General features: G+C 72.1%; 21 protein-coding genes and 1 riboswitch. Of the genes, 9 read left to right on the top strand and 12 right to left on the bottom strand.

Going from position 1 to position 23385, the window contains the following annotated elements:
* Positions 1-760: 760 nt before the first annotated feature.
* From E1293_RS20270 to ctaE, 5 genes are all read right to left on the bottom strand, one after another.
* The gene (locus E1293_RS20270) at positions 761-1882 is read right to left on the bottom strand and encodes a glycosyltransferase family 4 protein (protein ID WP_132199007.1); all 1122 of its coding nucleotides are present in this window, start codon (positions 1880-1882) and stop codon (positions 761-763) included.
* A gap of 82 nt (positions 1883-1964) precedes the next feature.
* On the bottom strand, positions 1965-3599 hold the full coding sequence (gene qcrB, locus E1293_RS20275) for a cytochrome bc1 complex cytochrome b subunit (protein WP_132199008.1): 1635 nt from the start codon (positions 3597-3599) through the stop codon (positions 1965-1967).
* Complete coding sequence (gene qcrA / locus E1293_RS20280) at positions 3596-4708, bottom strand: cytochrome bc1 complex Rieske iron-sulfur subunit (RefSeq protein ID WP_132199009.1); 1113 nt, start codon at positions 4706-4708, stop codon at positions 3596-3598. The genes qcrB and qcrA overlap by 4 nt, the downstream gene beginning before the upstream one ends.
* On the bottom strand, positions 4705-5616 hold the full coding sequence (gene qcrC, locus E1293_RS20285) for a cytochrome bc1 complex diheme cytochrome c subunit (RefSeq protein ID WP_132199010.1): 912 nt from the start codon (positions 5614-5616) through the stop codon (positions 4705-4707). Before qcrC ends, qcrA begins: the two co-directional genes overlap by 4 nt.
* Before the next feature lie 43 nt (positions 5617-5659).
* A complete protein-coding gene (ctaE, locus tag E1293_RS20290; protein ID WP_481726056.1) occupies positions 5660-6346 on the bottom strand; it encodes an aa3-type cytochrome oxidase subunit III in 687 nt (228 codons plus the stop codon).
* 62 nt (positions 6347-6408) lie between these two features.
* Between ctaE and E1293_RS20295 the strand changes: the two genes are divergently transcribed.
* Both E1293_RS20295 and trpD read left to right on the top strand, forming a co-directional pair.
* Complete coding sequence (locus E1293_RS20295; RefSeq protein WP_132199011.1) at positions 6409-6831, top strand: response regulator transcription factor; 423 nt, start codon at positions 6409-6411, stop codon at positions 6829-6831.
* Positions 6832-6863: 32 nt separating this feature from the next.
* Entirely contained in the window at positions 6864-7928 is a 1065-nt protein-coding gene (trpD, locus tag E1293_RS20300; RefSeq protein WP_132199012.1) for an anthranilate phosphoribosyltransferase, read from the top strand.
* Between the two features lie 3 nt (positions 7929-7931).
* On the opposite strand, the gene E1293_RS20305 is transcribed toward trpD, so the two are convergent.
* The 4 genes from E1293_RS20305 to E1293_RS20320 are packed head-to-tail and all read right to left on the bottom strand — an operon-like array spanning position 7932 to position 11963.
* Positions 7932-8741, bottom strand: a complete 810-nt coding sequence (locus E1293_RS20305) for an ABC transporter permease (protein WP_132199013.1) — start codon at positions 8739-8741, stop codon at positions 7932-7934.
* Positions 8741-9673, bottom strand: a complete 933-nt coding sequence (locus tag E1293_RS20310; RefSeq protein ID WP_243716345.1) for an ABC transporter permease — start codon at positions 9671-9673, stop codon at positions 8741-8743. Before E1293_RS20310 ends, E1293_RS20305 begins: the two co-directional genes overlap by 1 nt.
* Entirely contained in the window at positions 9652-10860 is a 1209-nt protein-coding gene (locus tag E1293_RS20315; protein WP_132199014.1) for an ABC transporter substrate-binding protein, read from the bottom strand. The genes E1293_RS20310 and E1293_RS20315 overlap by 22 nt, the downstream gene beginning before the upstream one ends.
* 53 nt (positions 10861-10913) lie before the next feature.
* Entirely contained in the window at positions 10914-11963 is a 1050-nt protein-coding gene (locus tag E1293_RS20320) for an ABC transporter ATP-binding protein (protein WP_132199015.1), read from the bottom strand.
* Between the two features lie 78 nt (positions 11964-12041).
* Here E1293_RS20320 and E1293_RS20325 point away from each other — a divergent pair, with 78 nt between their 5' ends.
* Both E1293_RS20325 and E1293_RS20330 read left to right on the top strand, forming a co-directional pair.
* Positions 12042-12758, top strand: coding sequence for a FadR/GntR family transcriptional regulator (locus tag E1293_RS20325; RefSeq protein ID WP_132199016.1), 717 nt, complete (start codon positions 12042-12044; stop codon positions 12756-12758).
* Positions 12759-12775: 17 nt separating this feature from the next.
* Positions 12776-13471: a cache domain-containing protein gene (locus E1293_RS20330; protein ID WP_132199017.1), complete on the top strand. Its 696-nt coding sequence runs from the start codon at positions 12776-12778 to the stop codon at positions 13469-13471.
* A gap of 43 nt (positions 13472-13514) precedes the next feature.
* Here E1293_RS20330 and E1293_RS20335 read toward each other — a convergent pair whose 3' ends face one another.
* The 3 genes from E1293_RS20335 to E1293_RS20345 all read right to left on the bottom strand — a co-directional run bounded on the left by E1293_RS20335 (position 13515) and on the right by E1293_RS20345 (position 16455).
* Entirely contained in the window at positions 13515-13802 is a 288-nt protein-coding gene (locus E1293_RS20335) for an Lrp/AsnC family transcriptional regulator (protein ID WP_132199018.1), read from the bottom strand.
* 93 nt (positions 13803-13895) lie between these two features.
* A complete protein-coding gene (locus E1293_RS20340) occupies positions 13896-14645 on the bottom strand; it encodes a rhomboid family intramembrane serine protease (RefSeq protein WP_132199019.1) in 750 nt (249 codons plus the stop codon).
* A 4-nt stretch (positions 14646-14649) separates the two neighbouring features.
* On the bottom strand, positions 14650-16455 hold the full coding sequence (locus tag E1293_RS20345) for a DEDD exonuclease domain-containing protein (protein ID WP_132199020.1): 1806 nt from the start codon (positions 16453-16455) through the stop codon (positions 14650-14652).
* Positions 16456-16736: 281 nt separating this feature from the next.
* Between E1293_RS20345 and E1293_RS20350 the strand changes: the two genes are divergently transcribed.
* From E1293_RS20350 to E1293_RS20370, 5 genes are all read left to right on the top strand, one after another.
* Positions 16737-18014, top strand: coding sequence for an NYN domain-containing protein (locus E1293_RS20350; protein WP_243716346.1), 1278 nt, complete (start codon positions 16737-16739; stop codon positions 18012-18014).
* A gap of 227 nt (positions 18015-18241) precedes the next feature.
* A complete protein-coding gene (locus E1293_RS20355; protein WP_243716347.1) occupies positions 18242-19213 on the top strand; it encodes a C40 family peptidase in 972 nt (323 codons plus the stop codon).
* A 428-nt stretch (positions 19214-19641) separates the two neighbouring features.
* Positions 19642-19843, top strand: a riboswitch (cyclic di-AMP (ydaO/yuaA leader).
* Positions 19844-19852: 9 nt separating this feature from the next.
* Positions 19853-20656 (top strand): CHAP domain-containing protein, encoded by an 804-nt coding sequence (locus E1293_RS20360; RefSeq protein WP_243716348.1) that lies wholly within the window; start codon positions 19853-19855, stop codon positions 20654-20656.
* A 39-nt stretch (positions 20657-20695) separates the two neighbouring features.
* Positions 20696-21967 carry a hypothetical protein gene (locus E1293_RS20365; RefSeq protein ID WP_132199022.1) on the top strand — a complete coding sequence of 424 codons (1272 nt, stop codon included), beginning with the start codon at positions 20696-20698 and terminating at the stop codon, positions 21965-21967.
* Positions 21964-23379, top strand: coding sequence for a M48 family metallopeptidase (locus tag E1293_RS20370; RefSeq protein ID WP_132199023.1), 1416 nt, complete (start codon positions 21964-21966; stop codon positions 23377-23379). The genes E1293_RS20365 and E1293_RS20370 overlap by 4 nt, the downstream gene beginning before the upstream one ends.
* Positions 23380-23385: the final 6 nt, after the last annotated feature.

Consider the following 23385-nt stretch of genomic DNA (forward strand, 5'->3'; position numbering starts at 1 on the left):
TACCACGACGCCCCTGGAGCGCATCCGTCCTCCACCCACCCGCCCGGACCGACCTTGATCGTCCCAGTGTCCGATTGCTCCGTACACGCACGACTCGGCGGGAGTCCTGGCCGAAACCGGAAGCCGGCTTAGCGACGACTGATCCGCTCCTTAAACGCGCGTTAACGGTGATGCCGGACCGCCGGACGGGCCCTAGCTTCGGAAACGTCAGCGACCGCGGACGCAAGCAGCGGCAGGAGGTGGCCCCGATGAAACGATCACCGCGACAGGGATCAGCCCAGGGGCACGCGCACCTCCCGCGCGTCCAAGGTCGAGCACCGTCGCGGGGCCGAGCCCCACGGTGCCGGACACCGGGGCCGTGCCCCGCACCCCCGTCCACATGGACTCGATCCGGCCCCGCCGGCCGGCCCACGCGGCGCGCCCACCTCCAGGTTCTCCCCCATGAGGGCGCCGGGCCGAACGGCAGCGGATCACACCCACCCCGCCTCGGCAGGGGCGTCCATGTGGAACCGGTCTCCGGGGGCGTCGCACGGCCCTGGTCCCCGTCTTCGGCTCGGGCACACCGAACGTGCCCGAGCCGAAGACGGGCGTGTCCATGGGGGTCGCCGCGTGGTCGCGGCGGTGGCTGAGGCCGGCGCAGTAGTCGGTACCGGTCCATTGCAGGCTTGGGGTGTTTCGCGCCCCTGTTGAGCCGCCGGTCCCGGGACGAGAATCCGCCTACGGCGCGGGGGCGGGTCCTCGTTCCGGGACCGGTGTGTTTTCAGGGAGCCAGCAGGTTCTCCAGGCGGGCCGCTTGGACGTTCCAGCGCCATTCGCGCTCTATCCACGCGCGGCCCTTTTCGCCCATTGCCCGGGCGCAGGCCGGGTCTCCCAGCAGGTGTGCGAGGGACTCGGCGATCCTTTGGACTGAGCGGCCCGGCACCACCAGACCGGTTTCGCCGTCCAGGACGGCGTCGGGGGCGCCGCCCGAGTCGCCCGCCACCACCGGGAGGCCCGTTGCGGACGCCTCCAGGTAGACGATGCCCAGGCCCTCCACGTCCAGGCCGTGACGGCGGGTGCGGCAGGGCATCGCGAAGACGTCTCCCGCGTCGAAGTGGGCGGGCAGTTCCTCCCACGGGACGCCACCGGTGAAGACGACTGAGCGGTCCACGTCGAGGGAGGCCGCCAGGCGTTCCAGGTCGTTCCGGTAGGGGCCACCGCCCACCAGGAGCAGCGCCGCGTCAGGGGTCTTCCGGAGGACGTGGGGCCAGGCGTGGATCAGGGCGTCCTGGCCCTTGCGCGGCACCAGGCGGGAGACGCATACGGCGACAGGGCGGTCCGTCAGGGCGTGCCGGGCTCGGATCTCTTCGCCGCCGGCGCCCCGGCGGAAGAGCTTCTCGTCCACGCCCGGGGCGAGCCGCGCCATCCTCGCCGTCGGTGAGAGCGCGCGGGCCATCCGGGAGCGGGTGTACTCGCCGAGGTACGTCAGGACGTCCACGGCGTCCCCAATGCGGCCGAGTACCGAGCGCGCCACCGGCAGGGACGCCCAGGCCGCCTCGTGGCCGTGGGTGATCCCCACGAGGCGTTCCGCGCCGCGGCGGCGCAGGGCGGGAGCCAGGAGGCCGAGGGGCGCCGCGGCGCCGAACACGACCGAGTCGCAGCGCTCCGCGCGCAGGACGTCCGCCGCCCGGCGCAGCACCCCCGGCTCCGGGAGCATCAGCGAGCCCGGGTGCCGGACGACCGGGAACGGCTGCGCCGCGTCGAACTCCGCCGCGCCCTTCCACGCCGGGGCGTAGACGACCACCGAACCGCGCGGGCGGCGCGCGGCCAGCCCGTGCACGAACGCCTGGATGCCGCCGGGACGGGGCGGGAAGTCGTTGGTGACGAACAGCGTCTTGGTCATCGTCCGGCCAGCATACGGACCGTCCGGCATGCGGAAGGGCCCGCCGCCGGCGGTGCGGTGGCGGGCCCTTCCAGAGCGATGATCAGTGCTTGACCTCGTGCGACGTCGCGCCGCCCTCGATCTCCGCCTGCTCGCCATGCTCGTGCTCGTGCTCCTCGACGGGGATGTCGTCGAAGGTCCACGCGCGGTTGAGCCGCGAGCGCAGATGCCCGATCGGGCCCTTGGTGCCGGGCGCCGGGATGCCGGCGGCGTCGCGCGCCGGGGCCTCCGGGCGGGTGTTCTCCTTGGAGAGGATGACCACCTTCTCCTCGTCGCGGGCGTTCTCGTGCCGCTCGGAGAACCTGCCGTCCGGCGACATCATGATCACGCCGCTCTCCACGCCGTGCCCGATGACGTCGGCGTCCTTGCGCTGCAGGCCCAGGCAGATCCGCTTGGTGATGACGAACGCCAGGAACGGGCCGACGAAGAACGTGACCCGGAAGAACCAGGTCGTCGCGAACAGGGACACATGGAACTTGTCCGCGAGGACGTCGTTCGCGCCGGCCAGCCAGAGCAGGCCGTAGAAGGTGACCGCCGCGATGCCCGTCGCCGTGCGGACCGGGGCGTTGCGGGGCCGCGTGTTGACGTGGTGGTGCCGCTTGTCGCCGGTCACCCACTGCTCGATGAACGGCCAGGCCGCCGCGCCGCCGAACACGATGCCGAGCGGCACCAGCGCCGGGATCAGCACGTTGAAGCTCACCGTGTGGCCCCAGGCGCTGACCTCCCAGTTCGGCATGATCCGCAGCGCGCCCTCCAGGACGCCCATGTACCAGTCGGGCTGGGAGCCGGACGAGATGGCGCCGGGATCGTACGGGCCGAACAGCCAGATCGGGTTGATCTGGACGAACGCGCCGAACAGCGCGCAGATGCCGAACACGAACAGGAAGTAGGCGCCCGTCTTGGCCATGAAGACCGGGTAGAACGGGTAGCCGTACACCTTCTGCTCGGTCTGGTTCTTGACCGGCATCGCGGTGTGCTTCTGCACCCACATGATCATCATGTGCGCGGTGACCATGCCGAGCAGCAGCCCCGGGATCAGCAGGATGTGCAGCATGTACAGCCGCGGCACGATGTCCTGGCCGGGGAACTCGCCGCCGAACAGGAACATGTAGATGTAGGTGCCGACCACCGGGATCGACTCGGCCACGCCCTGCGTGATGCGCAGGCCGGTGCCGGACAGCAGGTCGTCGGGCAGCGAGTACCCGAACAGGCCCTCCAGCATGCCGAGGGTGAACATGCCGATGCCGATCAGCCAGTTCAGTTCGCGCGGCTTGCGGTAGGCGCCGGTGAAGAACACCCGGAGCATGTGCGCCAGGATCGACGCCATGAACAGGATCGCGGACCAGTGGTGGATCTGCCGCATCAGCAGGCCGCCGCGCACGTCGAAGCTGATGTGCAGCGTCGAGGCGTAGGCCTCGGACATCTTCACGCCCTGCAGCTTCGTGTACGAGCCGTCGTACACGACCTCCATCATGCTCGGCTTGAACCAGAGCGTCAGGAACGTCCCGGTCAGCAGCAGGATGATGAAGGAGTACAGGGCGATCTCGCCCAGCATGAAGGACCAGTGGTCCGGAAAGACCTTCTTCATGTTGCGCTTGAAGAAGGTGGTGGAGCCGAGGCGGTCGTCGAGGAACGTCAGCGGAGCCTCGACCGCCTTCGGAGCTGTCGCCTCGCTCATCCGCGCTCCCAGAAGCTCGGTCCGACGGGTTCGTGGTAGTCGCTCGTCGCGACGATGTACCCGTCCTCCACGGCCAGCGGCAGCTGCGGCAGCGGCCGCGCGGCCGGGCCGAAGATGACCTTCGCCGCCTCCGTGGCGTCGAAGGTGGACTGGTGGCACGGGCACAGGATGTGGTGCGTGGTCTGCTCGTACAGGGCGGCGGGGCAGCCGACGTGCGTGCACACCTTCGAGTAGGCCACGATCCCGTTGATGTGCCAGTTCTCGCGTCCCTTGGCGGGCTTGAACTGGTCCGCCGGGATGTTGAGGAGGATCGTGACCGCCTTCGCGTTCTGCGTCAGCACCTGGTCCTCGGGGACCTCCTCCTCGATCCCCTCCGGCAGGACGGTGATCATGGAGCCGGGGCTGGCGAAGTCGCTGACCTTGAGCGGCTTGTTGGTGCCGTCCACCACCAGGCGGACGCCCTTCTTGCCCTCGCTCTTGGCCTTCTCGACGGCCTCGGCCCAGTAGGTGTGGCGGAGCCGCTTCTCCGGCAGCGGGCCGAGGTCGCGCAGCAGCACCAGCGGCGCCAGGCCGAGCGGCGCGGCGGCCAGCAGCAGCGTGCGGCGCAGCAGCGGCCGCTTGGTGATGCCGCTGTCCTGCGCGCCCTCCAGGAAGTCCTCGGTGAAGGCCGCCTTGGTCTCCTCGTCGGCGGCCATCTCGTGCCGTTCCTGGACGATCGGCTTGCTGGTCATCAGCCGGCGCACCCAGATGGTGACGCCGATCGCCAGCGCGAGGAACGACAGCGCCATCAGGCCGCCGAGCCAGAAGTTGGACTCCCGGGTCCGGGTGACGCCGTGCATGCCGCCGTCGCGGCCGCTCCAGCCGATGAAGTAGGCGATGAAGCCCACGCTCGCGGCGAACGCGATGAGGAAGAACGTCGCGACGATCCGCTCGGCGCGCTTCATCGACGCCTCGTCCAGCTGCTCCCCGACGCCCGCGGGCGCCGAGATGTCGTCCTCAGCGAGGAGCGCCTTCTCCCTCGCCGGGGACGGCGTGCCGATCACGCGCTCGCGCCGGCCGTCTTCGCCCGGGCCGGACCGGCCCGTGGTCTCCTTGTTGTCGTCGCTCATGACTTCTTCAGCTTCTTCGGCTTCTTCGCAGTGATCCACATGGCCGCCAGCACCAGCAGGCCGATGCCGACGAGCCAGCCGGCCAGCCCCTCGGTGACCGGGCCGATGCGGCCGAGGCCGTTACCGCCCGGGTTCGGCTCCTCGCGGGTCTGGACGAGGTAGGCGATGACCGCCTTCTTGTCCTGCGGCGTGAGCGTGGTGTCGTTGAACACCGGCATCGCCTGCGGGCCGGTCAGCATGGCCTCGTACATCTGGGTGGGCGTGACGTCGTCGCCGGACAGCGGCGGCGCGTACTTGCCGCCGGTCAGCGCGCCGCCCTGGCCGGTGAAGTTGTGGCACTGGGCGCAGTTGGTGCGGAACAGCTTCCCGCCGAGCGCGACGTCGCCGCCCTGCGGGTCGACGGCCGCCGCCGCGGGAACCTCGGGGCCGCCGCCGAGCGAGGCGACGTACGCGCGCAGGTCGGCGAGGTTCTTCTCCGCCTCGGCCTTCTGCTTCTCGGCCTCCGCGCGCTCCTTCGGGTCCTCGTAGTCGGTCTTGATCGAGGTGTTGAAGGCGGGGACCGGCTCCTTGCGCGGCACCTGGGCGCCCGGGTTCATCGCGGGCATGCGGCCCGTGCTGACCTGGAAGTCGACCGCCGCGGCGCCCACGCCGATGAGGCTGGGGGCGATCGGGTTGCCCTTGGCGTCCTTGGTGCCCTCGGCGTTCAGCCCGTGGCAGCTGGCGCAGTTCTTGTTGAACAGCTCCTGCCCGTGCTTCAGGTCCTGCGCCGCCTGGGCGCTGCTCTGCGCCTCGGCGCGGTCAGTCCGCGGCGAGAAGCCGGCGTAGATCACGCCGATCGCCGCCAGGGCCGCCAGCACGACGGCGTAGCCCGCCCACGGGCGCCGTCGCCATGCGGTGATCCTTTTCACGGAAATCCCCGTTCGGGTCATGTCGTCGGGTAGGTCGGGTGGGTCAGACGTCGAGCAGGTATACGACCGAGAACAGGCCGATCCACACCACGTCGACGAAGTGCCAGTAGTAGGAGACGACGATCGCGCTGGTCGCCTGCTCGTGCGTCCACCTCTTGGCGGCGTAGGTGCGCCCGAGAAGGAACAGGAACGCGACGAGGCCGCCGATGACGTGCAGGCCGTGGAAGCCGGTGGCCAGGTAGAAGACCGAGCCGTAGGCCGAGGACGAGAAGGTGAGCCCGTCCTTGGTGACGAGGTTGAAGTACTCGAAACCCTGGCCCGCGACGAAGTAGAAGCCCATCAGGAAGGAGAGCACGTACCACTCGCGCAGTCCCCAGCGGGCCACGTTCAGCAGGCCGCCGTCGCGTCCGACCTTGCCCGCCTCGGCCTTGAACACGCCCATCTGGCAGGTCACCGAGGACAGCACGAGGACGGTCGTGTTGACCGCCGACAACGGCAGGTCCAGCGGGGCGCCCGGCCACGCGTCGTCGCCGGACTGGCCGATCGTCACGGAGCGGATCGTGAAGAACATCGCGAACAGCGCCGCGAAGAACATCAGCTCGGACGACAGCCAGACGATCGTCCCCACGCTGACCAGATTGGGACGGTTCGCCCGTGCGTGAGGTGTTGTCTCTATCGCGGATGCTGTCACGGGCAGCATTATTGCGCCCCCGTCCCGTGAGTGACGCATGACCCCCCTCCTAGAGTTCCCCGCGCGTGTCACCGGCGCCCCGACCCGGTACCCTCACGTGCATGAGCACCGCCCCGGAGAGCCCGATGAAGATCCTCGTCTACAGCGACGACGCGAACACCCGCGCACAGATCCGGATGGCCGTCGGGCGCCGTCCGGCCGCCGACCTCCCCAAGGTGGAGTTCGAGGAGTGCGCGACCCAGCCCGCCGTCGTGGCGCGGCTCGACGAGGGCGGCGTCGACGTCCTCATCGTGGACGGCGAGGCGCAGCCCGCCGGCGGCCTCGGCGTGTGCCGGCAGGCCAAGGACGAGGTGTACGACTGCCCGCCGGTCCTGGCGATCATCGGGCGCCGCGACGACGGCTGGCTCGCCACCTGGTCGCGCGCCGACGCCGTGGTGAGCCTGCCCATCGACCCGATGGCCCTCGCCGGCGCGCTCGCCGGACTCATGCGGCACCGCCTCCGCCACAGCCTTCCCGCCCTGTAGATCCCCCCGACGACACCGACCCGGCAGGGACCATGCTTGTTAACAGCGGGGACGCGCGCACCACCTGGCCCGCACTGCTCAACGCCCTCGTGTCGGGCGACTCGCTGTCCAGCGAGGAGACCTCCTGGGCCATGAACAGCATCATGTCCGGCGAGGCCACCGACGTGCAGATCGCCGGTTTCGCGGTCGGGCTGCGCGCCAAGGGCGAGACGGTCGCGGAGGTCACCGGCCTCGCCGAGGGCATGATGGACAACGCGACGCCCATCGACGTGCCGGGGCCCATCGCCGACCTGGTCGGGACGGGCGGCGACCGCGCCCACACCGTCAACATCTCCACGATGGCGGCCGTGGTGGCGGCGGCGGCCGGCGTCCGGGTGGTCAAGCACGGCAACCGCGCCGCGTCGTCCTCGTGCGGCGCCGCCGACCTGCTGGAGCACCTCGGCGTCGCGATCGACCTGCCCCCGGAGGCCACCGCGCGGGTCGCCGGCGAGCTCGGCATCACCTTCTGCTTCGCGCCGCTGTACCACCCGGCGCTGAAGTACGCGGCCCGGACGCGCGGCGAGCTCGGCACCCCGACGGTGTTCAACTTCCTCGGCCCGCTGACGAACCCGGCGCGCCCCGGCGCCCAGGCCGTCGGCGTGTTCCACCCGCGGATGGCGGGCGTCGTCGCGGGCGTGTTCGCCGCGCGCGGCTGCTCGTCGCTGGTGTTCCGGGGCGACGACGGGCTGGACGAGCTGACCACCACCGGCACCTCGACGGTGTGGGTCGTCCGCGACGGGACGGCGACGGAGACGACGTTCGACCCGGCCGACCTCGACATCCCGCCGGCCAAGCCGGAGGACCTGCGCGGCGCCGACGCCGCGTTCAACGGCCGGGTGGCGCGCGAGACGTTCGCCGGGCGGCCGGGGCCCGTCCGCGACATGGTCCTGCTGAACGCCGCGGCGCTCATCACCGCCTACGACGGCGCCCCGTCCGCCGCGGACCTCACCGCGACGCTCGGGGCCGCCTACGAGCGCGCCGCCGCCGCCGTCGACGCGGGTGCCGCGAGCACCCTCCTGGACCGCTGGATCGACACGACCCAGCGGTTCAGGGGCTGATGCTCAGGTGACGCCGCGCGCCCCGCTGGACAGGCGCTGGGCGATGTAGATCGGGATGATCGACAGGACGATCAGCGCCGCCGCCAGGACGTTGACGACCGGGGCCTGGTTGGGCCGGAACAGGTTGTTGAAGATCCAGATCGGCAGGGTCTCGGCGCCCGGCCCGGCGGTGAACGTGGTCACGATGATCTCGTCGAAGGACAGCGCGAAGGCCAGCAGCCCCCCGGCGAGCAGCGCCGAGCGCAGCGCCGGGAACGTCACGTACCAGAACGTCTGGAAGGTGTCGCCGCCGAGGTCGGCGGACGCCTCCTCCAGGCTGGTGCCCGTCCGCCGCAGCCGGGCGAGCACGTTGTTGAAGATGGTGACGACGCAGAACGTGGCGTGCCCGACGATGACGGTGAACAGGCCGAGCCCGATCCCGAGCGGCTTCAGCACCACCTGGAAGGCGTTGCTGAGCGCGATGCCGGTGACGATGCCGGGCAGCGCGATCGGGAGGACGACGACGAGCGACACCGTCTCCCGTCCGAAGAACCGGTACCGCGCGACCGCGAACGCGGCCATCGTCCCGAGGACGATCGCGATCGCGGTCGCGCCGAGGCCCGCCTTGACGCTGGTGAGGACGGCCTGCCGCGCCCCCTCGTTGTCGAGCGCCTGCGACCACCACCGCCCGGTGAACCCGGACGGCGGCCAGCCGAACGTCTTGTCCGCGTTCACCGAGTTGATCAGCACGACCAGCAGCGGGACGTAGATGACGGCGAGGCCGAGGCCCATCAGGACGCGCAGCGCGATCCGCGCGGCCGGCGAGAAGGTCATCACAGCTCCCTGAGCGCGCCGGTGCGGCGGGCCGCGGCGAGGTAGCCGAGCATCACCACCACCGGGATCGTGGCGACCGCCGCCGCGAACGGCAGGTTGTTCGCGGCGCCGATGTTGTCGTAGACGACGTTGCCGAGCAGCTGGCTCCGGCCGCCGACGATCTTCACGGTGATGTAGTCGCCGAGCGACAGCGAGAACGTGAAGATCGACCCCGCCACCAGCGAGGGGTACACCAGCGGCAGCACGACGGAGCGGAACGTGCGCACCGGCCGGGCGCCGAGGTCGCCGGAGGCGTCCAGCAGCGAGTCCGGGAGCCGCTCCAGGCCCGTGTAGACGGGCAGGATCATGTACGGCAGCCAGAGGTAGGACAGGACGAGCACGGTCGCCGGGAGGCCGTAGCCGGGGCTGGACAGCCCGAATGGCTTCAGCACCTCGTCGAGGAGGCCGCCCTGCGACAGCATCACCCGCCACGCGTACGCCTTGACGAGGTAGGCGGCCCACAGCGGCGCCAGGATCGCGATCATCAGGTACGGCCGGTACTTCGGCTTGGCGACCTTGGCCATGTACAGCGCCATCGGGAACCCGATCGCGGTGTCGATGACGGTGACGGCCACGGCGACGCCGAGGCTGCGCAGCGCGACCGTCCGGTAGACGGGCTCGTCGACGAGGGTCTGGAAGTTGGCGAGGGTGAACTGCCGGACGACCTCGCCGGTGAAGACGTCGGTCGACCAGAACGCGGTCAGGAAGATCGCGGCGAGCGCGCCGAGGTAGACGACGACCAGCCAGGCGAGCGGCGCCGTCAGCAGCAGCGAGAGCCGCAGCCGCGGCCGGCGGTGCAGCAGGGCCGCCGCCCGGCGCCGGGGTCCCGGCGCCGGGCGGCCGTCCGCACCGCCGGCCTCGGCGGTGGCGGTCATCCCTTGATCGCGGTCCACGCCTGGGTCCACTTGGAGTAGTCGACGCACTTGACGTCCTTGCGCCCGTCGAGGCACTGCGCGATCGGCGTCGTCCAGAAGTGCACCTTGGAGAAGTAGTTCTCGTCGGTGGCGTGGAACGTGTCGCAGAACGTCTTGTCCGCGGTCTGCCGGCACGCCTTTGCGTTGGCCGGCGCCTCACCGAACCACTCGGCGACCTGCGCGTTCGCCTTCGGCGACACGATGTGGTCGAGCCACTTGTAGGCGCAGTTGGGGTGCTTGGCCTTCGCGGCGACCATCCAGGTGTCCGACCAGCCGGTCGAGCCCTCCTTCGGCAGCGCCACCTTTACCGGCGCCTTCTCGGCCTCGGCGAGGTTCGCGATGACCTGCCACGTCGTCCCGAGGACGGAGTCGCCGCTCTTGAACGCCTGGACCTCCTTGGTGTAGTCGGACCAGTACTCGCCGATGAGCCCGTGCTGGGTCTTCAGCAGGTTCACTGCGGCGTCGAACTGCTTCTGGTCGAGCGCGTACGGGTTCTTGATGCCGAGCTCGGGCTTGGCCGACATCAGGTAGAGCGCCGCGTCGGCGATGTAGATCGGCGAGTCGTAGGCGGTGATCTTCCCCTTGTACGGGGAGTTCGCGTCGAACACCGCGCCCCACGAGTCGGGGGCGGTCTTCACCTTGTCGGTGCGCCACATGAGCAGGTTGGCGCCGCGGCCGTGCGGGATGCCGTAGGCGACGCCGTTCACCGAGTTCCACGGCTTCATCTTCAGCCCCTGGAAGATGTCGGCGTAGTTCGGGACGAGCTTGGTGTTGACCGGCGCGACCGTCCCGGAGGCGACCAGCCGCAGCGAGGCGTCACCGGACGCGGAGACCGCGTCGTACTCGCCGGTCTTCATCAGCGTCACCATCTCGTCGGAGGTGCCGGCGACCTTGGTGTTGACCTTGCAGCCGGTCTGCTTCTCGAACGGGGTGACCCAGTCGACCTTCGGGTCGTTGGAGCCGTCCTCGGCGTACCCGGCCCAGGCGACCAGGTTGACCTGGCCCTCGCCCTGCCCGAGCGACTGCTGCATGGGAACCTTCGGGACCGGGAAGCCGCCCTGCCCGGCTCCGCTCGCCTTGTCGCCCGAGTCGCCGCCGCAGGCGGCGGCCGTCAGTCCGATCGCCAGCGTCGCCGCGGCGGCGAGCGCCATGCGCGTGGACCACATGGGGAACTCCTTATTTTCGGGGGTTGTGGGGGTTTCGGAGTTGTTGCGGTGAATCAGGACGCGGGCGCCGGCGCGGGGCCGGTGCCCGAGACGTGGAACTCGTGCGTTTCGTGCCAGCTGATGCGCACCCGCGCGCCGCGGTGCCCCAGCACGTCCATGGAGGAGGTCCGCAGGTTCTGCTGCAGCGCCACGACCCGGTCCCCCGACTCCAGGTCGATGACGAACCGGGTCACGGCGCCCGCGTAGACGACCTCGGCGACCGTGCCGAGCGCCTCCCGGTCCCCCGTGCCGGTGAGGCCCTCTCCGCCGCCCTGGCCGCCTTGTGGGCCGCCCTCGGTGTGGACGTGGATCTTCTCCGGCCGGACGCAGACGTCGCCGATCCGGTTGGACGTCCCGACGAAGCCCGCCACGAACTCGGTGGCGGGCCGCTCGTACACCTCGGCGGGCGTGCCGACCTGCTGGATCCGGCCGCGGTCCAGGACGGCGACCCGGTCGCTGAGGGTCAGCGCCTCCTCCTGGTCGTGGGTGACGAACACGAAGGTGATGCCGGCCCGCCGCTGGATGCTCTTCAGCTCGACCTGCATCTCCTCGCGCAGCTTCAGGTCGAGCGCGCCGAGCGGCTCGTCCAGCAGCAGCACCTTCGGCTCGTTCACCAGCGCGCGGGCGAGCGCGACCCGCTGCCGCTGGCCGCCCGACAGCTCGCCGGGACGGCGCGCCTCCATCCCGTCGAGCCGGACGCTGTGCAGTGCCGCGAGCGCCCGCTCACGGCGCTTGCCCTTCGGCACCCGCCGCACCTTCAGGCCGTACTCCACGTTGCGGAGGACGTCCAGGTGCGGGAAGAGCGCGTAGTCCTGGAAGACGGTGTTGACGTCGCGGTCGAACGGGGCGAGCCCCGTCACGTCCCGGCCGCCGAGTTCGATCGTCCCGCCGGTGGGCCGCTCGAACCCGGCGATGAGGCGCAGGACGGTCGTCTTCCCGGACCCGGACGGGCCGAGCATCGAGAAGAACTCGCCGTCCCCGATGTCGAGGTCGACGCCCGCCACCGCCTCGACGGAGCCGAAGGTCTTGCGCAGATCGCGGATCCTCACCGCTGAAGCCGGCATGACCGAAAACATATGGAGTCATAGGTTTAAGTTCAAGTGATGTTCCGGTATCACTGTGTGAACACCGGGAGGGGGCCCATGGACGGCGCGCATCGTGTGGTGTTCGCTCCCGTCGACAACACCGCGCGCGTGCACGCGGTCGTGCGACGGCTCACCGACGCGATCGCGCTCGGCCTCCTCACCGACGGCGAGCAGCTGCCGAGCGAGGCCGACCTTGCGGCACATCTCGGTGTATCCACGGTCACACTACGCGAAGCACTGATGGCCTTGCGTCAGCAAGGGCTCATCGAGACCCGCCGCGGACGGGGCGGCGGCAGCTTCGTCCGGGCCCCGGCCAGGGAGTTCGACCTCGACGAGCGGCTGCGTTCGCTCAGCGCGGAAGAGCTCCGCGATCTCGGCGACCACTACGCCGCCATCGCCGGGGCCGCCGCCCGGCTCGCCGCGGCCCGGTCGCTGCCCGCCGACGTCCGGCGGCTGCGGCGGTCCCTGGAGGAGATGGCGGCGGCCGGCCCCGGCGCCGGCATGTGCAGGCTGGACGGCCGGCTCCACCTGGAGGTCGCCGCCGCGTCCCAGTCCGGGCGGCTCACCCGCGAGGAGATCCGGCTGCAGGCCGAGATCGGCCCGCTGGTCTGGGCCGTGCACGACCTGCCGGACCGGCGCGGCCGAGTCGACGCCGAACACGCCGGGATCGTCGACGCCATCGAGGCCGCCGACGAGAACCGGGCCCGCGATGTAGCTGAAAGTCACGTCTTGAATGCGGTAGAACGTCTGATTGACCGACGGCTCGCCTTCTGAGACCCCGAGGGGGACCCATGCCCGCCGAGCCACCGGCCGTCGGCGCGGCGGCGGCACACGTCCGCGCGACCCTGGACGGCGTCTTCACGGACGTGGCGCGGGTGCGCGACGCGGCGGCCCGGTGCCTGGCGGACGTCCGCGCCACCGGCCGCGCCCCCGTCCGCGCCGACCTGGCCGCGCTGCGCCCCCTCCTCCAGGCGCGGCTCGGCCCGTTCGTGTGCGGCCTCGGGTTCATCGCCGCGCCGCGGCTGCTCGCCGACGCCGCCTGGTACCTGGAGTGGTGGCAGACCGGCCCGGCGGGACGCCCGTCGCAGCTCCTGCGCGACCTGAACCCCGAGAGCAGCGCCCTGTACGACTACACCCGCTGGGAGTGGTTCACGGGGCCGGAGGGCGGCGCGGAGAAGACCGTCTGCGGCCCCTACGTCGACTACCTGTGCAGCGACGAGTACGTCCTGACGCTGTCGGCGCCGGTGCACGCCGCCGGGACGTTCGTCGGCGTCGCCGCCGCCGACGTCTTCGCCCGGACGTTCGAGAACGAGGTCGTCCCGGCGCTGCGGCGGATCCCCGCGCCCGCGTTCGTCGTCAACGCCCCCGGCCGCGTGATGGCGTCCAACACCGCCAGCTGGCCCCCGGGCGCCGTCTACCGCGACGTCCCCGGCTACGCCGCCAAACGCTGCGGCGACTTCTCCCTGTCCGTCGTGACCGCCGGCTGAGCCTTTGTGGGGGGACGACCCCCCACACCCCCGGAAAAGCCCTTTAGTCGGCGTCGGGGAGGCCGAGGGCGAAGGCCTGTTCCAGGTCGTGCTGGGAGTAGGTGCGGAACGCGATGTGGGTCTCGGTGCCGACGATGCCGGGGACCTTGTTGAGGCGGCCCGGGATGACGTCGTTGAGCTCCTCGTGGCGGCGCACCCGGACCATCGCCATCAGGTCGTGGTCGCCGGTGATGGAGTACACCTCGCTGACGCCGTCCAGCGCGGCGATCGTCTCGGCCACCTCGTGGATGCGCGCGACGTCGGCCTTGACGAACACGATCGCAGTGACCACTTCACCCTCCCCTGGGAATCGGACGCTCCGACCCTACCGGGAGGCTCTGCCCCATCTGAGGGGGCGACCCCCCAGACCCCCCGGCAAGAACCGCTAGCCGCGGCTGAGGGCGGCCAGGCGCCGCGCGGTGCCCGCCCGCCGGGCGAGGAGCGCGAACGTGACTCCCGCCACGAAGCCGTAGATGTGCGCGGTGTAGGCCACGTTGCTCTTCTCGTCGCCCAGGGACAGCCACTGCAGGACGAACCAGTACCCGAGCACCACCCACACCGGCAGCCGGATCACGATGACCGGCGGCACCCAGCTGACGACGCGGCCCCGCGGGTTGAGGATCACGTAGGCGCCCATCACCCCGGCGATCGCCCCGGACGCGCCGATGAGCGGGACGGTGGAGCCGGGCGACGTCCAGGCGAACCCGTAGACGGCGACGAGCCCGAACACCAGGTAGGCGAGCAGGTAGCGCCATCGGCCGAGCCGGTCTTCGACGCCCATGCCGACGACGAACAGGAAGACCAGGTTGCCCAGCAGGTGCAGCGCGCCGGAGTGCAGGAACATCGAGGTGAACGCCGACGTCCATGGCGCCTTCTCGTAGCTCGCGGGCCCGCACTCGTGCACGACGTCCGCCGGCATCGGCTGCCGGTCGCCGGTGGTCAGCTCCTTGGGGACGGCGCCGTACTCGAACGTGAACTGCGCCGCCTTGCACTCGCGGACCGCTCCCTCCCCGTACCAGGAGGCGAAGTGCGACATGGGGGTGAGCAGGAAGACGACCACGTTGACCGCGATCAGCAGGTACGTCACCCAGGGGACCCGCCGCGCCGGCTGGCTGTCGTAGAGAGGCAGTGCCACGCCGTCACCCTAGCGGGCGGCCGGGCCGGTGATGGGACGCCTCCCGCCGCTCGTACGGCCGCTCGTAGGCCTTGTCGATCCACTCGCGGAGGCCCTCGGCGCCGTGCACCGGGCACGTCCACGGGCCGTCGACCTCCACCAGCCGGACGCCGGGCAGGTCGAGCCAGCGCAGCACGCACTCCATCTCCTCGGCGGTGGCGCCCGCGGACGGGGGCGCGCCGAGCGCGACGCCGCCGGGCGCCTCGCCGGAGGGCGGGAACACCGTCTCGGCGGTGGCGATGAGCGCGTCGACGTAGGGGCGGGGCCGGGCGTTCGCCGGGACGGTGCCCGCCGCGGCGAGCCGGCCGTACCGCACGACCGACAGCTCCCAGCCGCCGTCGAAGCCGGGCCGGGCCGCCACCAGCTCCGGGAGCCGGGCCAGCGCGGCGAGCCGCTGCCCGCGCGCGGCGGCGCGGACGAACGCGGCGAGCCGGTCGCGCTGGGCCCCGGCCTCCTCGTAGCGCAGCTCGGACGCGAGCCGGTCGATGCGGACCTGCGCGGCGGCCACGACGGGGCGGACGTCGCCCTCCATGACCGAGCGGGCCGTCCCGGCGTGCACGTTGTAGTCGTCGGCGGACTCGCGGCCGTCGCAGGGCGCGCCGCAGCGCCCGATCTCGGCGAGCGCGCACGCGCGCGCCCGGCCGCGCTCGATCAGCCGGAGCGTGAGCCGCTGGGTGCACTGCCGCAGCGGGACGGCCTCGTGCAGCGCGGCGCGGGCCTCCTCGGCCTGCCGCCGGGAGGAGATCGGCCCGAGGTAGCGCGCGCCGTCGGCGCGGCACTCCCGGACGATGGACAGCCGCGGGAACGGCTCCGCGGTGAGCTTCAGCCAGATCGCCCGCTCGGGGAACTTGGAGCGCCGGTTGTAGCGCGGCTTGTGCTCGGCGATCAGCCGCAGCTCGCGGACCTCGGCCTCCAGCCCCGTGGCGCACACGATGGTCCGGACGTTCTCGGCGAGGCCGACCATCTCGCGGACCCGCCACCGCGTCTCGGAGCCGGTGAAGTAGCTGCGCACGCGCGTCCGCAGGTCGCCGCTCTTGCCGACGTACAGCACCTCGCCCGCGTGGTCCTCGAACAGGTACACGCCCGGGGTGGACGGGACGTCGTCGGCGAGGTGGCGCTTGCGGCGCTGCTCGGGGGTCGGCGCCTTGGCGAAGCCCTTCATCTCCTCGAACGAGGTGACGCCGAACGAGCCGATCCGCTCGAACAGGCCGTGCAGGACCTCGACGGTGGCGCGGGCGTCGGCGAGGGCGCGGTGCGTCGGCTCGCTGGAGGTCCGGAAGAAGCGGGCGAGGGTGCCGAGCTTGCAGTTGGGCACCTCGTCGCGAGACAGGACGCGGCGCGCCAGGTCGACGGTGTCGACGACGGGGAACGCGGGCCAGGCGTAGCCGTTCGCGGCGCACGCGGCCTTGAGGAAGCCGATGTCGAAGGCGGCGTTGTGCGCGACGAGGACGCAGCCGCGGGCGAACTCCAGGAACGCCGGCAGCACCGACTCGATCCGCGGGGCGGCCGTCACCATCGCCGTGGTGATGCCGGTCAGGGCGGTGATGAACGGCGGCACGGGCCCGCCCGGGTCGACCAGCGTGCCGAGCTCGCCGAGCTCCTCCCCGCCGCGCACCTTCACCGCGCCGATCTCGGTGATGGCCGAGTCGGCGGCCGAGCCGCCGGTGGTCTCCAGGTCGACCACCACGAAGGTGACCTCGTGGAGCGGGGTGCCGAGGTCGTCCAACGTCCCCTGGACACCGTGCTCGTGGACACCGTGGGCAGCCGTCATGTGCGCGACCGTAGAGGACCCCACCGACAGAACCTCCTGCCGCTAGGGTTGGGGTGCGCCGGCACGTCCCGCCGGACGGGGGACCGCGGGGACGGCTCGGGGAACGCCCGGCGCGATCCGTCCGATCACGCGTTCGCCCTGGTTAGGGTGCGTGGTGCTCGGGAACACACAGCCCACCGGCGGCGCAGCCCGGAAGGAGCGGGATCATCGACAGCGGCCCCGAAGCGACCCCCGGCGGCGAGGCGCCCGCAGAGAAGCTGGGCAGGCCCCTGCCCGAGGCCGTGCGGCAGGGCGTGGTGGAGGTCGCCGCCGAGCTGATCGGATCGCTGCCGCCGGACGAGATCCCCGCGCCGCTGCGCCGGTTCGCGCGGTTCGAGCGGCGCAAGCGGGCCCGGCTCGCGGGCCAGCACATCGCGGCGGTGCTGGAGAAGGACGACGGGTTCCGGCGGCGGGTCGCCGAGGGCCTCCGCGAGACGCACGCCGACCTGGTGGAGGCGGTGGAGGACGGGAACGTCCCGCCGGCCGCCGACCCGGTGCGCGTCGCGGTGCTGGGGTACCTGCTGCGCCCGGCGGGCTGGACGGAGCTGGTCGGGTCCGCGCGGGAGGAGCTGGAGCGCTCCGCGACCGCGTCCGAGGAGGAGGCCGCCGAGCGCCGCGTCGCCGCGCTGAAGGAGGAGCTGGCCGCCACCCGCAGCGCCCGCGGCGCCGAGTTCGACAAGGTGCGCGGGGAGCTGCGCGAGGCGAAGGCCGAGGTGGCGGAGCTGCGCCGCAAGCTGCACGAGGCGCGCACCCGGTTCCGGGCGGCGGAGGAGCGCGCCGCGGCCGTCGCGGCGGAGGCCGAGCGCGAGCTGGCCACCGCGCGCGAGTCGACCGCCGCGTCCGAGAAGGAGCTGCGCAAGCTGCGGGCGCGGGCGGCCCAGGCCGAGGCGGCGGCCGAGGCCGCCAAGCGGGCGGCGCGGGAGGGCCGCAACGTCGACGACGTCCGGCTGCGGATGCTGCTCGACACGCTCGTGGACGCGGCGCAGGGCGTCCGCCGGGAGCTGGCGCTGCCCTCCACCATCGGCCGTCCCGCCGACGTGGCGGGCGGGCTGGAGCCGGAGCGGCAGGCGCACCGCACGCTGCCCGGCCGGGCGCTGTCGGACAGCGACCCGCAGCTGCTCGAACGGCTGCTGACGCTGCCGCAGGTGCACCTGGTCGTGGACGGCTACAACGTCACCAAGACCGGGTACGGGGAGCTGCCGCTGTCGGACCAGCGCAGCCGGCTGGTGTCCGGGCTCGGCGGGCTGGCCGCGCAGACCCGCGCCGAGGTGACGTGCGTGTTCGACGGCGCCGAGCTGGACGCGCCGGTGGCGGTCGCGGCGCCGCGCGGGGTCCGGGTGAAGTTCAGCGCCCCGGGGCAGACCGCGGACGAGCTGATCGGCGAGCTGGTGCGGGCCGAGCCGCCGGGCCGTCCCGTGGTGGTGGTGTCCTCCGACCGGGAGGTCGCCGACGCGGCGCGGCGGGCCGACGCGCGGCCGTGCCCGTCCTCGCTGCTGCTGCGCAGGCTGGGCCGCGCATAAGGTCCCGCTAAGGCTGTGATAAGGGAAGCCTCGCACTAAGTGATCATGGCGTCACAAAAAGTGGACGACGTCCGTGAATGTCGATCAAAGTGTGACGAATCGGTTGTGACGGCTGTTGCCGCTCGCTAGTGTCGCGCTGACCGTCGTGGACGAGAGGGGCGAAACCTACCGTGGCCAGTGATCTCATCGGGGCACCAGCTCAGGGGCGCGACCGCAGAGGCGGCTCGGTGAGCAGAGGCGTCTCCCGCAGCCTCGCAGCCGTCGCCTGCCTGACCGTGACGGCCTCCCTGACCTACAGCCCGGTGGTGGCGCACGCCGAGCCCAAGCCGACCAAGGCGCAGGCCCAGAAGAAGCTCGACAAGCTGAACGACGAGATGGACCAGAAGGTCGAGCAGTACAACCAGAACCGGGAGAAGCTCAAGGTCGCCAAGAAGAAGTACACGACGGCGACCAAGGCGAGCAAGCAGGAGCAGCAGACCTTCGAGCAGCAGCGCTCCAAGATCGCCCAGATGGCGGCGACCGCCTACAAGAACGGCGACTCCACGGACGTGACCGGCTTCGTCGGCAGCGCCGACCCGCAGGGGGTCCTGGACCAGGCGGCCGTCTTCTCGCACCTGTCGCACGAGCGCAGCTCCCAGCTGACCCAGTTCCTCGCGACCGCCCAGCGGCTCCGCCGCGAGCAGTCCCAGGCCAAGACCGCCTACGACGAGGTGAAGTCGAAGCAGTCGGAGCTGAAGAAGCAGAAGCAGGACCTCGACAAGAAGGTGAAGAAGCAGGAGTCGACGGTCCGCAAGCTCGGCGGCGGGTCCTCCGGCGGCGGCAGCATCGGCGGCACCTACAACGGCCCGGCCAGCGGCTCGGCCCGCGCGGCGCTCAACTTCGCCTTCGCCCAGAAGGGCAAGCCGTACTCCTACGGCGCCACAGGCCCGGGCTCCTACGACTGCTCCGGCCTGACGATGAAGGCGTGGGCCGCCGCGGGCGTCAACATCACCCGCACCACCAACTCCCAGTACGCCGCCACCAAGCGGGTGTCCAAGGGCGACCTGCAGCCCGGCGACCTGGTGTTCTTCAGCGGCCTCGGCCACGTCGGCATGTACATCGGCAACGGGCAGATGATCCACGCCCCGCACACCGGGGACGTCGTGAAGATCTCGTCCGTCGACGGCCACGGCAGCTACTACGGCGCCGGGCGTCCCTGACCCTCCGCAGCCCCTGCACGGGGCTCCCATCCGCAACGGACCAGGCTTGACCTGGTCCGTTGTTGATTTTGGGGGGGTTTGCCTTCTGTTGGGGCTTTGGTACCTTGTCAGCACTCACGTCGCCCTCCAGGCGCCGTGGCCCCGCGACGCCCACCAGGCGCCTCGGTCACACGCGGCACATCTGAGCGCCGCGTGCCGGCGGCGCGAGCCACGTGCCGCCCGGGTCTGCACGCAGACCCACGGCCGGCCCGTCCCACCGTGCGCACGCCCGCAGCGTGCATGGCGCTGAGCGCGCTGCCACGGCGGCATCCACGGGTCAGGCCCCGGACGGTCCCGGCGACGGGCCGCCGTCCGCCCACAACACAGGCGCCGCTCTTTCGCACGCGGGAGACAGGTCCCGCGCCGGGCCCCATATCGCCCCCAGGATCGCAGCGGCAGCGCCGAATCCGCCTCAGCGCGGAACCGGGGACCCATAACCGCCGGAAGTCCAGGAAACGATCCTGGACGAGCGTTTCCGGCACCCGGGGTGAATCGGTGCGCCTCTCCCGGCCATCCGGTGAGAGCCGCCGTAGGGCGGCTTCCACGCCCGAACCCGTCAGCTAACCCGGTAGGCGGCATGGAAGTCGAGGAGATCCCCCCGTGTCAGGCGCGCATCGCAAGAAGAACCCGGGCAGGCACCGCAAGCCCGGCTCCCTGTCCATCACCTGGCGGACGACCGGCGGCGTGATCGTCGGCGCGGCCGTGCTCGGCACCGCCGCCGCCACCGCCCAGGCGTCCGTCCTGCCGTTCGGCCCGGCCGCGGAGACGTCCGCGGCTGCGGACATGCCCTCCGGCAAGAAGGCGCACGGCGGCTCGTCCAAGAGCACGCCCAAGGACAAGGCCAAGACCGCCCGCAAGGACGACGGCAAGAAGGACGAGCCGAAAGAGGGGTCCGGCAAGCCGCCCGAGAAGTCGCGGCCCACCGCCGCGGAGGCCATCAAGCTCGCACGCTCCCAGGTGGGCGTCGAGGAGGACGACGGCGGCGAGACCAAGTTCCAGAAGTGGTACATGGGCACGTCGCGCGCGCACGAGACGCTCGCCCGCGACGGCGGCGACCTCGACGGCTACAGCGACGCGAACTGGTGCGACATGTTCGTCTCATGGATCGGCGACCAGATCGGCTTCGGCGACCAGATCGGCAGCGACGCCTGGACGGTCGCGCACGCCCGCTGGTTCAAGGAGAACGACCGGTGGGGCACCGACCCGAAGCCGGGCGCGATCGTCTTCTACGCCTGGGACGGCGGCAAGTCGATGTCCGACATCCGGCACGTCGGCATGGTGGTGGAGAAGGTCGACGACGGCACCATCGAGACCATCGAGGGCAACACCGGCAACGCGGTCGAAAAAAAGGAACGGTCCACCGACGACGTCGTCGGCTACGGCTACCCCGACTACAAGTCGTGACGGCCACTCCTCCCCCGCCGGCTGCATAGGATCGCGCGCATGGAGGACGGTCCGGCGGAGCCCGGCCCCGTGACGCGGCGCAGGGTGCTCGCCCTGGGCGCGGGCGGGGCCGCCGTGCTGCTCGCCGGGGGCGCCGGCCTGCTGGGCGCGCGGTCCGGCGGCGAGACCTCCGGCGCGTCCGGCACCCGCACCTCCCGGGCCGCCGCCGGGACGTTCGACCCGGAGGCCGCCGCCACCGTCCTCGCCAACCGGGCGCGCGCCGTCCGCGACGGCGACCGTCTCGGGTTCCTCGCCACGGTGGGCGACGCCCCGGCCGCGTTCCAGGACGCCCAGTCCCGCATGTACGACAACCTCCGCAAGCTTCCGCTGGACGGCTGGCAGGAGCGCATCGTCAACACCCAGGCCATGGACGAGGAGAACGCCGTCCTCCGCCTGGAGGTGCGCTACAGGCTCCAGGGGTTCGACAAGGGCCAGGTGGCCCGCACCCGCTACCTCACCCTGGCCCCGCACGGCGGAGCCTGGACGATCGCCGGCGACGGGACGTCCCGCGGGCTCACCGACGACGCCGCCATCTGGGACGCCGGCCCCCTGACGGTCGTCAGGGGCCGCGCCAGCCTCGTCATCGGCGACGCGGGCGGCCTCGACGGCATCGCCGACCGCCTGGACGCGGCCGTGCCGGTCGTCACGGGCGTCGTCGGGAAGGGCTGGGCGCAGCGGGTCGTCGCGCTCGTCCCCGCCGACGCGGCGCTGGCCTCCGCGCTCGCGGGCCCCGGGCAGAGCCTCGGCGAGATCGCCGCCCTCGCCACCGTCGCCCCCTCCGCCGGAAGCGGCCGCGGCGAGGACCGCGTCGTCGTCTCCCCCGGCACCTTCGGGCGCCTCAACGAACTGGGCCGCAAGGTCGTCCTGACGCACGAGCTGACGCACGTCGCCACCGGCGGCGCCCGCGACCGGCGGACCCCGCTGTGGCTGATCGAGGGCTTCGCGGACTACGTCGGCTACCGGAGCGTCAAGATCAGCGCCCGGTCCGCGGCGGGCGAGCTGCGCCGCGAGGTCGCCGCGGGACGGCTGCCGTCCGCCCTCCCGGCCGCCGCCGCGTTCTCCGGCGGCTCCCCGCGCCTCTCCCAGGCCTACCAGGAGGCCTGGCTCGCCTGCCGGATGGTGGCCGACCGGTACGGTGAGGCGACGCTCCTGCGGCTCTACCGGGCCGCCGGGCGCGTTCCCGAGGCCACGGCGCTGCGCGACGTGCTGGGCCTCACCCGGGAGCGGTTCACCGGCATGTGGCGCGACTACATGAAGAAGGAACTCAGATGAGCGAGACGGAGGCCGACGAAGGCCGCGCCGAGACCGCCGGCGGGCCGCCCGGCCCCGGTCCCGCCCGGCGGCCCCGGATCGCCGCCGCCATCGCCGCCGCCGTGCTCTTCGCCGCGGTCGCGGCCGTCCTCGCCCTGACGACGCCGTGGAACCCGCTGCCCGGGCGCGTCCCCGGCGGGCATGCGAAGGCCGACCCCTCGCTGGACTTCACCTCCGCCGAGATCGCCCGCTCCAGAGCGTTCGACTCGGCCGTCAACCCGCCCGCCTACACCGGGCTCGCCGTCGGGCTCGTGCTGATCCTCATCCTCGGCCTCACCCCGCTGGGCTCCCGGTTCATCGGCTGGGTCACCACCCGCCCCCACCGCCGATGGCTCCGTATCATCGTCGCCACGGTCGCGCTCACCACGCTGCTGCGCCTGGCCGGCCTGCCGTTCGACATCTGGAGCGAGTCGGTACTGCGCCGGTACGGGCTGTCCACGCAGAGCTGGCCCGCCTGGCTCGTCGACCAGCTGAAGTCCCTCGGCGTCACCTGGGTCATCTACACGATCGCCCTGCTGCTCCTGTACGCCCTGATCCGCCGCTTCCCGCGCTACTGGTGGACGGGCGCCGCCGCGGGCGGGTTCGTGCTCGTCGTCCTCGTCTCGTTCATCTACCCGGTCGCGGTCGAGCCCGTGTTCAACAAGTTCCACTCACTGGAGCGGGGGCCGCTGCGCAGCGAACTGATGGCCATGGCCCAGCGGGACGGCGTGCCCGTCGAGGACGTCCTGGTCGCGGACGCCTCCCGCCGGACGACGTCCCTGAACGCCTACGTGTCCGGGTTCGGCTCCACGCGCCGCATCGTCCTGTACGACACGCTGCTCAAGTCGCCCCGCCCCCGGATCGAGTCGATCGTCGCCCACGAGCTCGGCCACGCCAAGCGCGACGACGTCCTGTGGGGCACGCTGGTGGGCGCGCTGGGCATCGCCGGGGCGCTGTGCCTGCTGTACCTCCTGATGACCTCTCCGCGCCTCCTGCGGCGCGCCGGAGTGGATCCGGGCGGTGCGGACCCGGGCGGTGCGGACCCGGACGGTGCGGGCACCGCCGGGCGCGGCGGCGGGGCGGCCGACCCGAGGTCCATCGCGCTGCTCCTCGCGCTCGTGACGGCCGGGACGACGCTCGCCGCGCCCGTCCAGAACGTCGTGAGCCGCCGCATCGAGGCCCGTGCGGACGCGCACGCCCTGAACCTCACCCGCGACCCCGCGACGTTCGTGTCGATGCAGCACGAGCTGTCGGTGCGCAACATCTCCGACCTGAACCCCGACGCCATGGAGTACCTGCTGTGGCTCACGCACCCCTCGGGGCCTGACCGGATCGCCATGGCCCGCGACTGGGCGCGCATGCACCACGTCCAGGCCCCGCCGCCGCTGCACTAGCGCCCG

It is taken from the genome of Actinomadura darangshiensis, assembly GCF_004349235.1.
Taxonomy (GTDB): Bacteria; Actinomycetota; Actinomycetes; order Streptosporangiales; family Streptosporangiaceae; genus Spirillospora; species Spirillospora darangshiensis.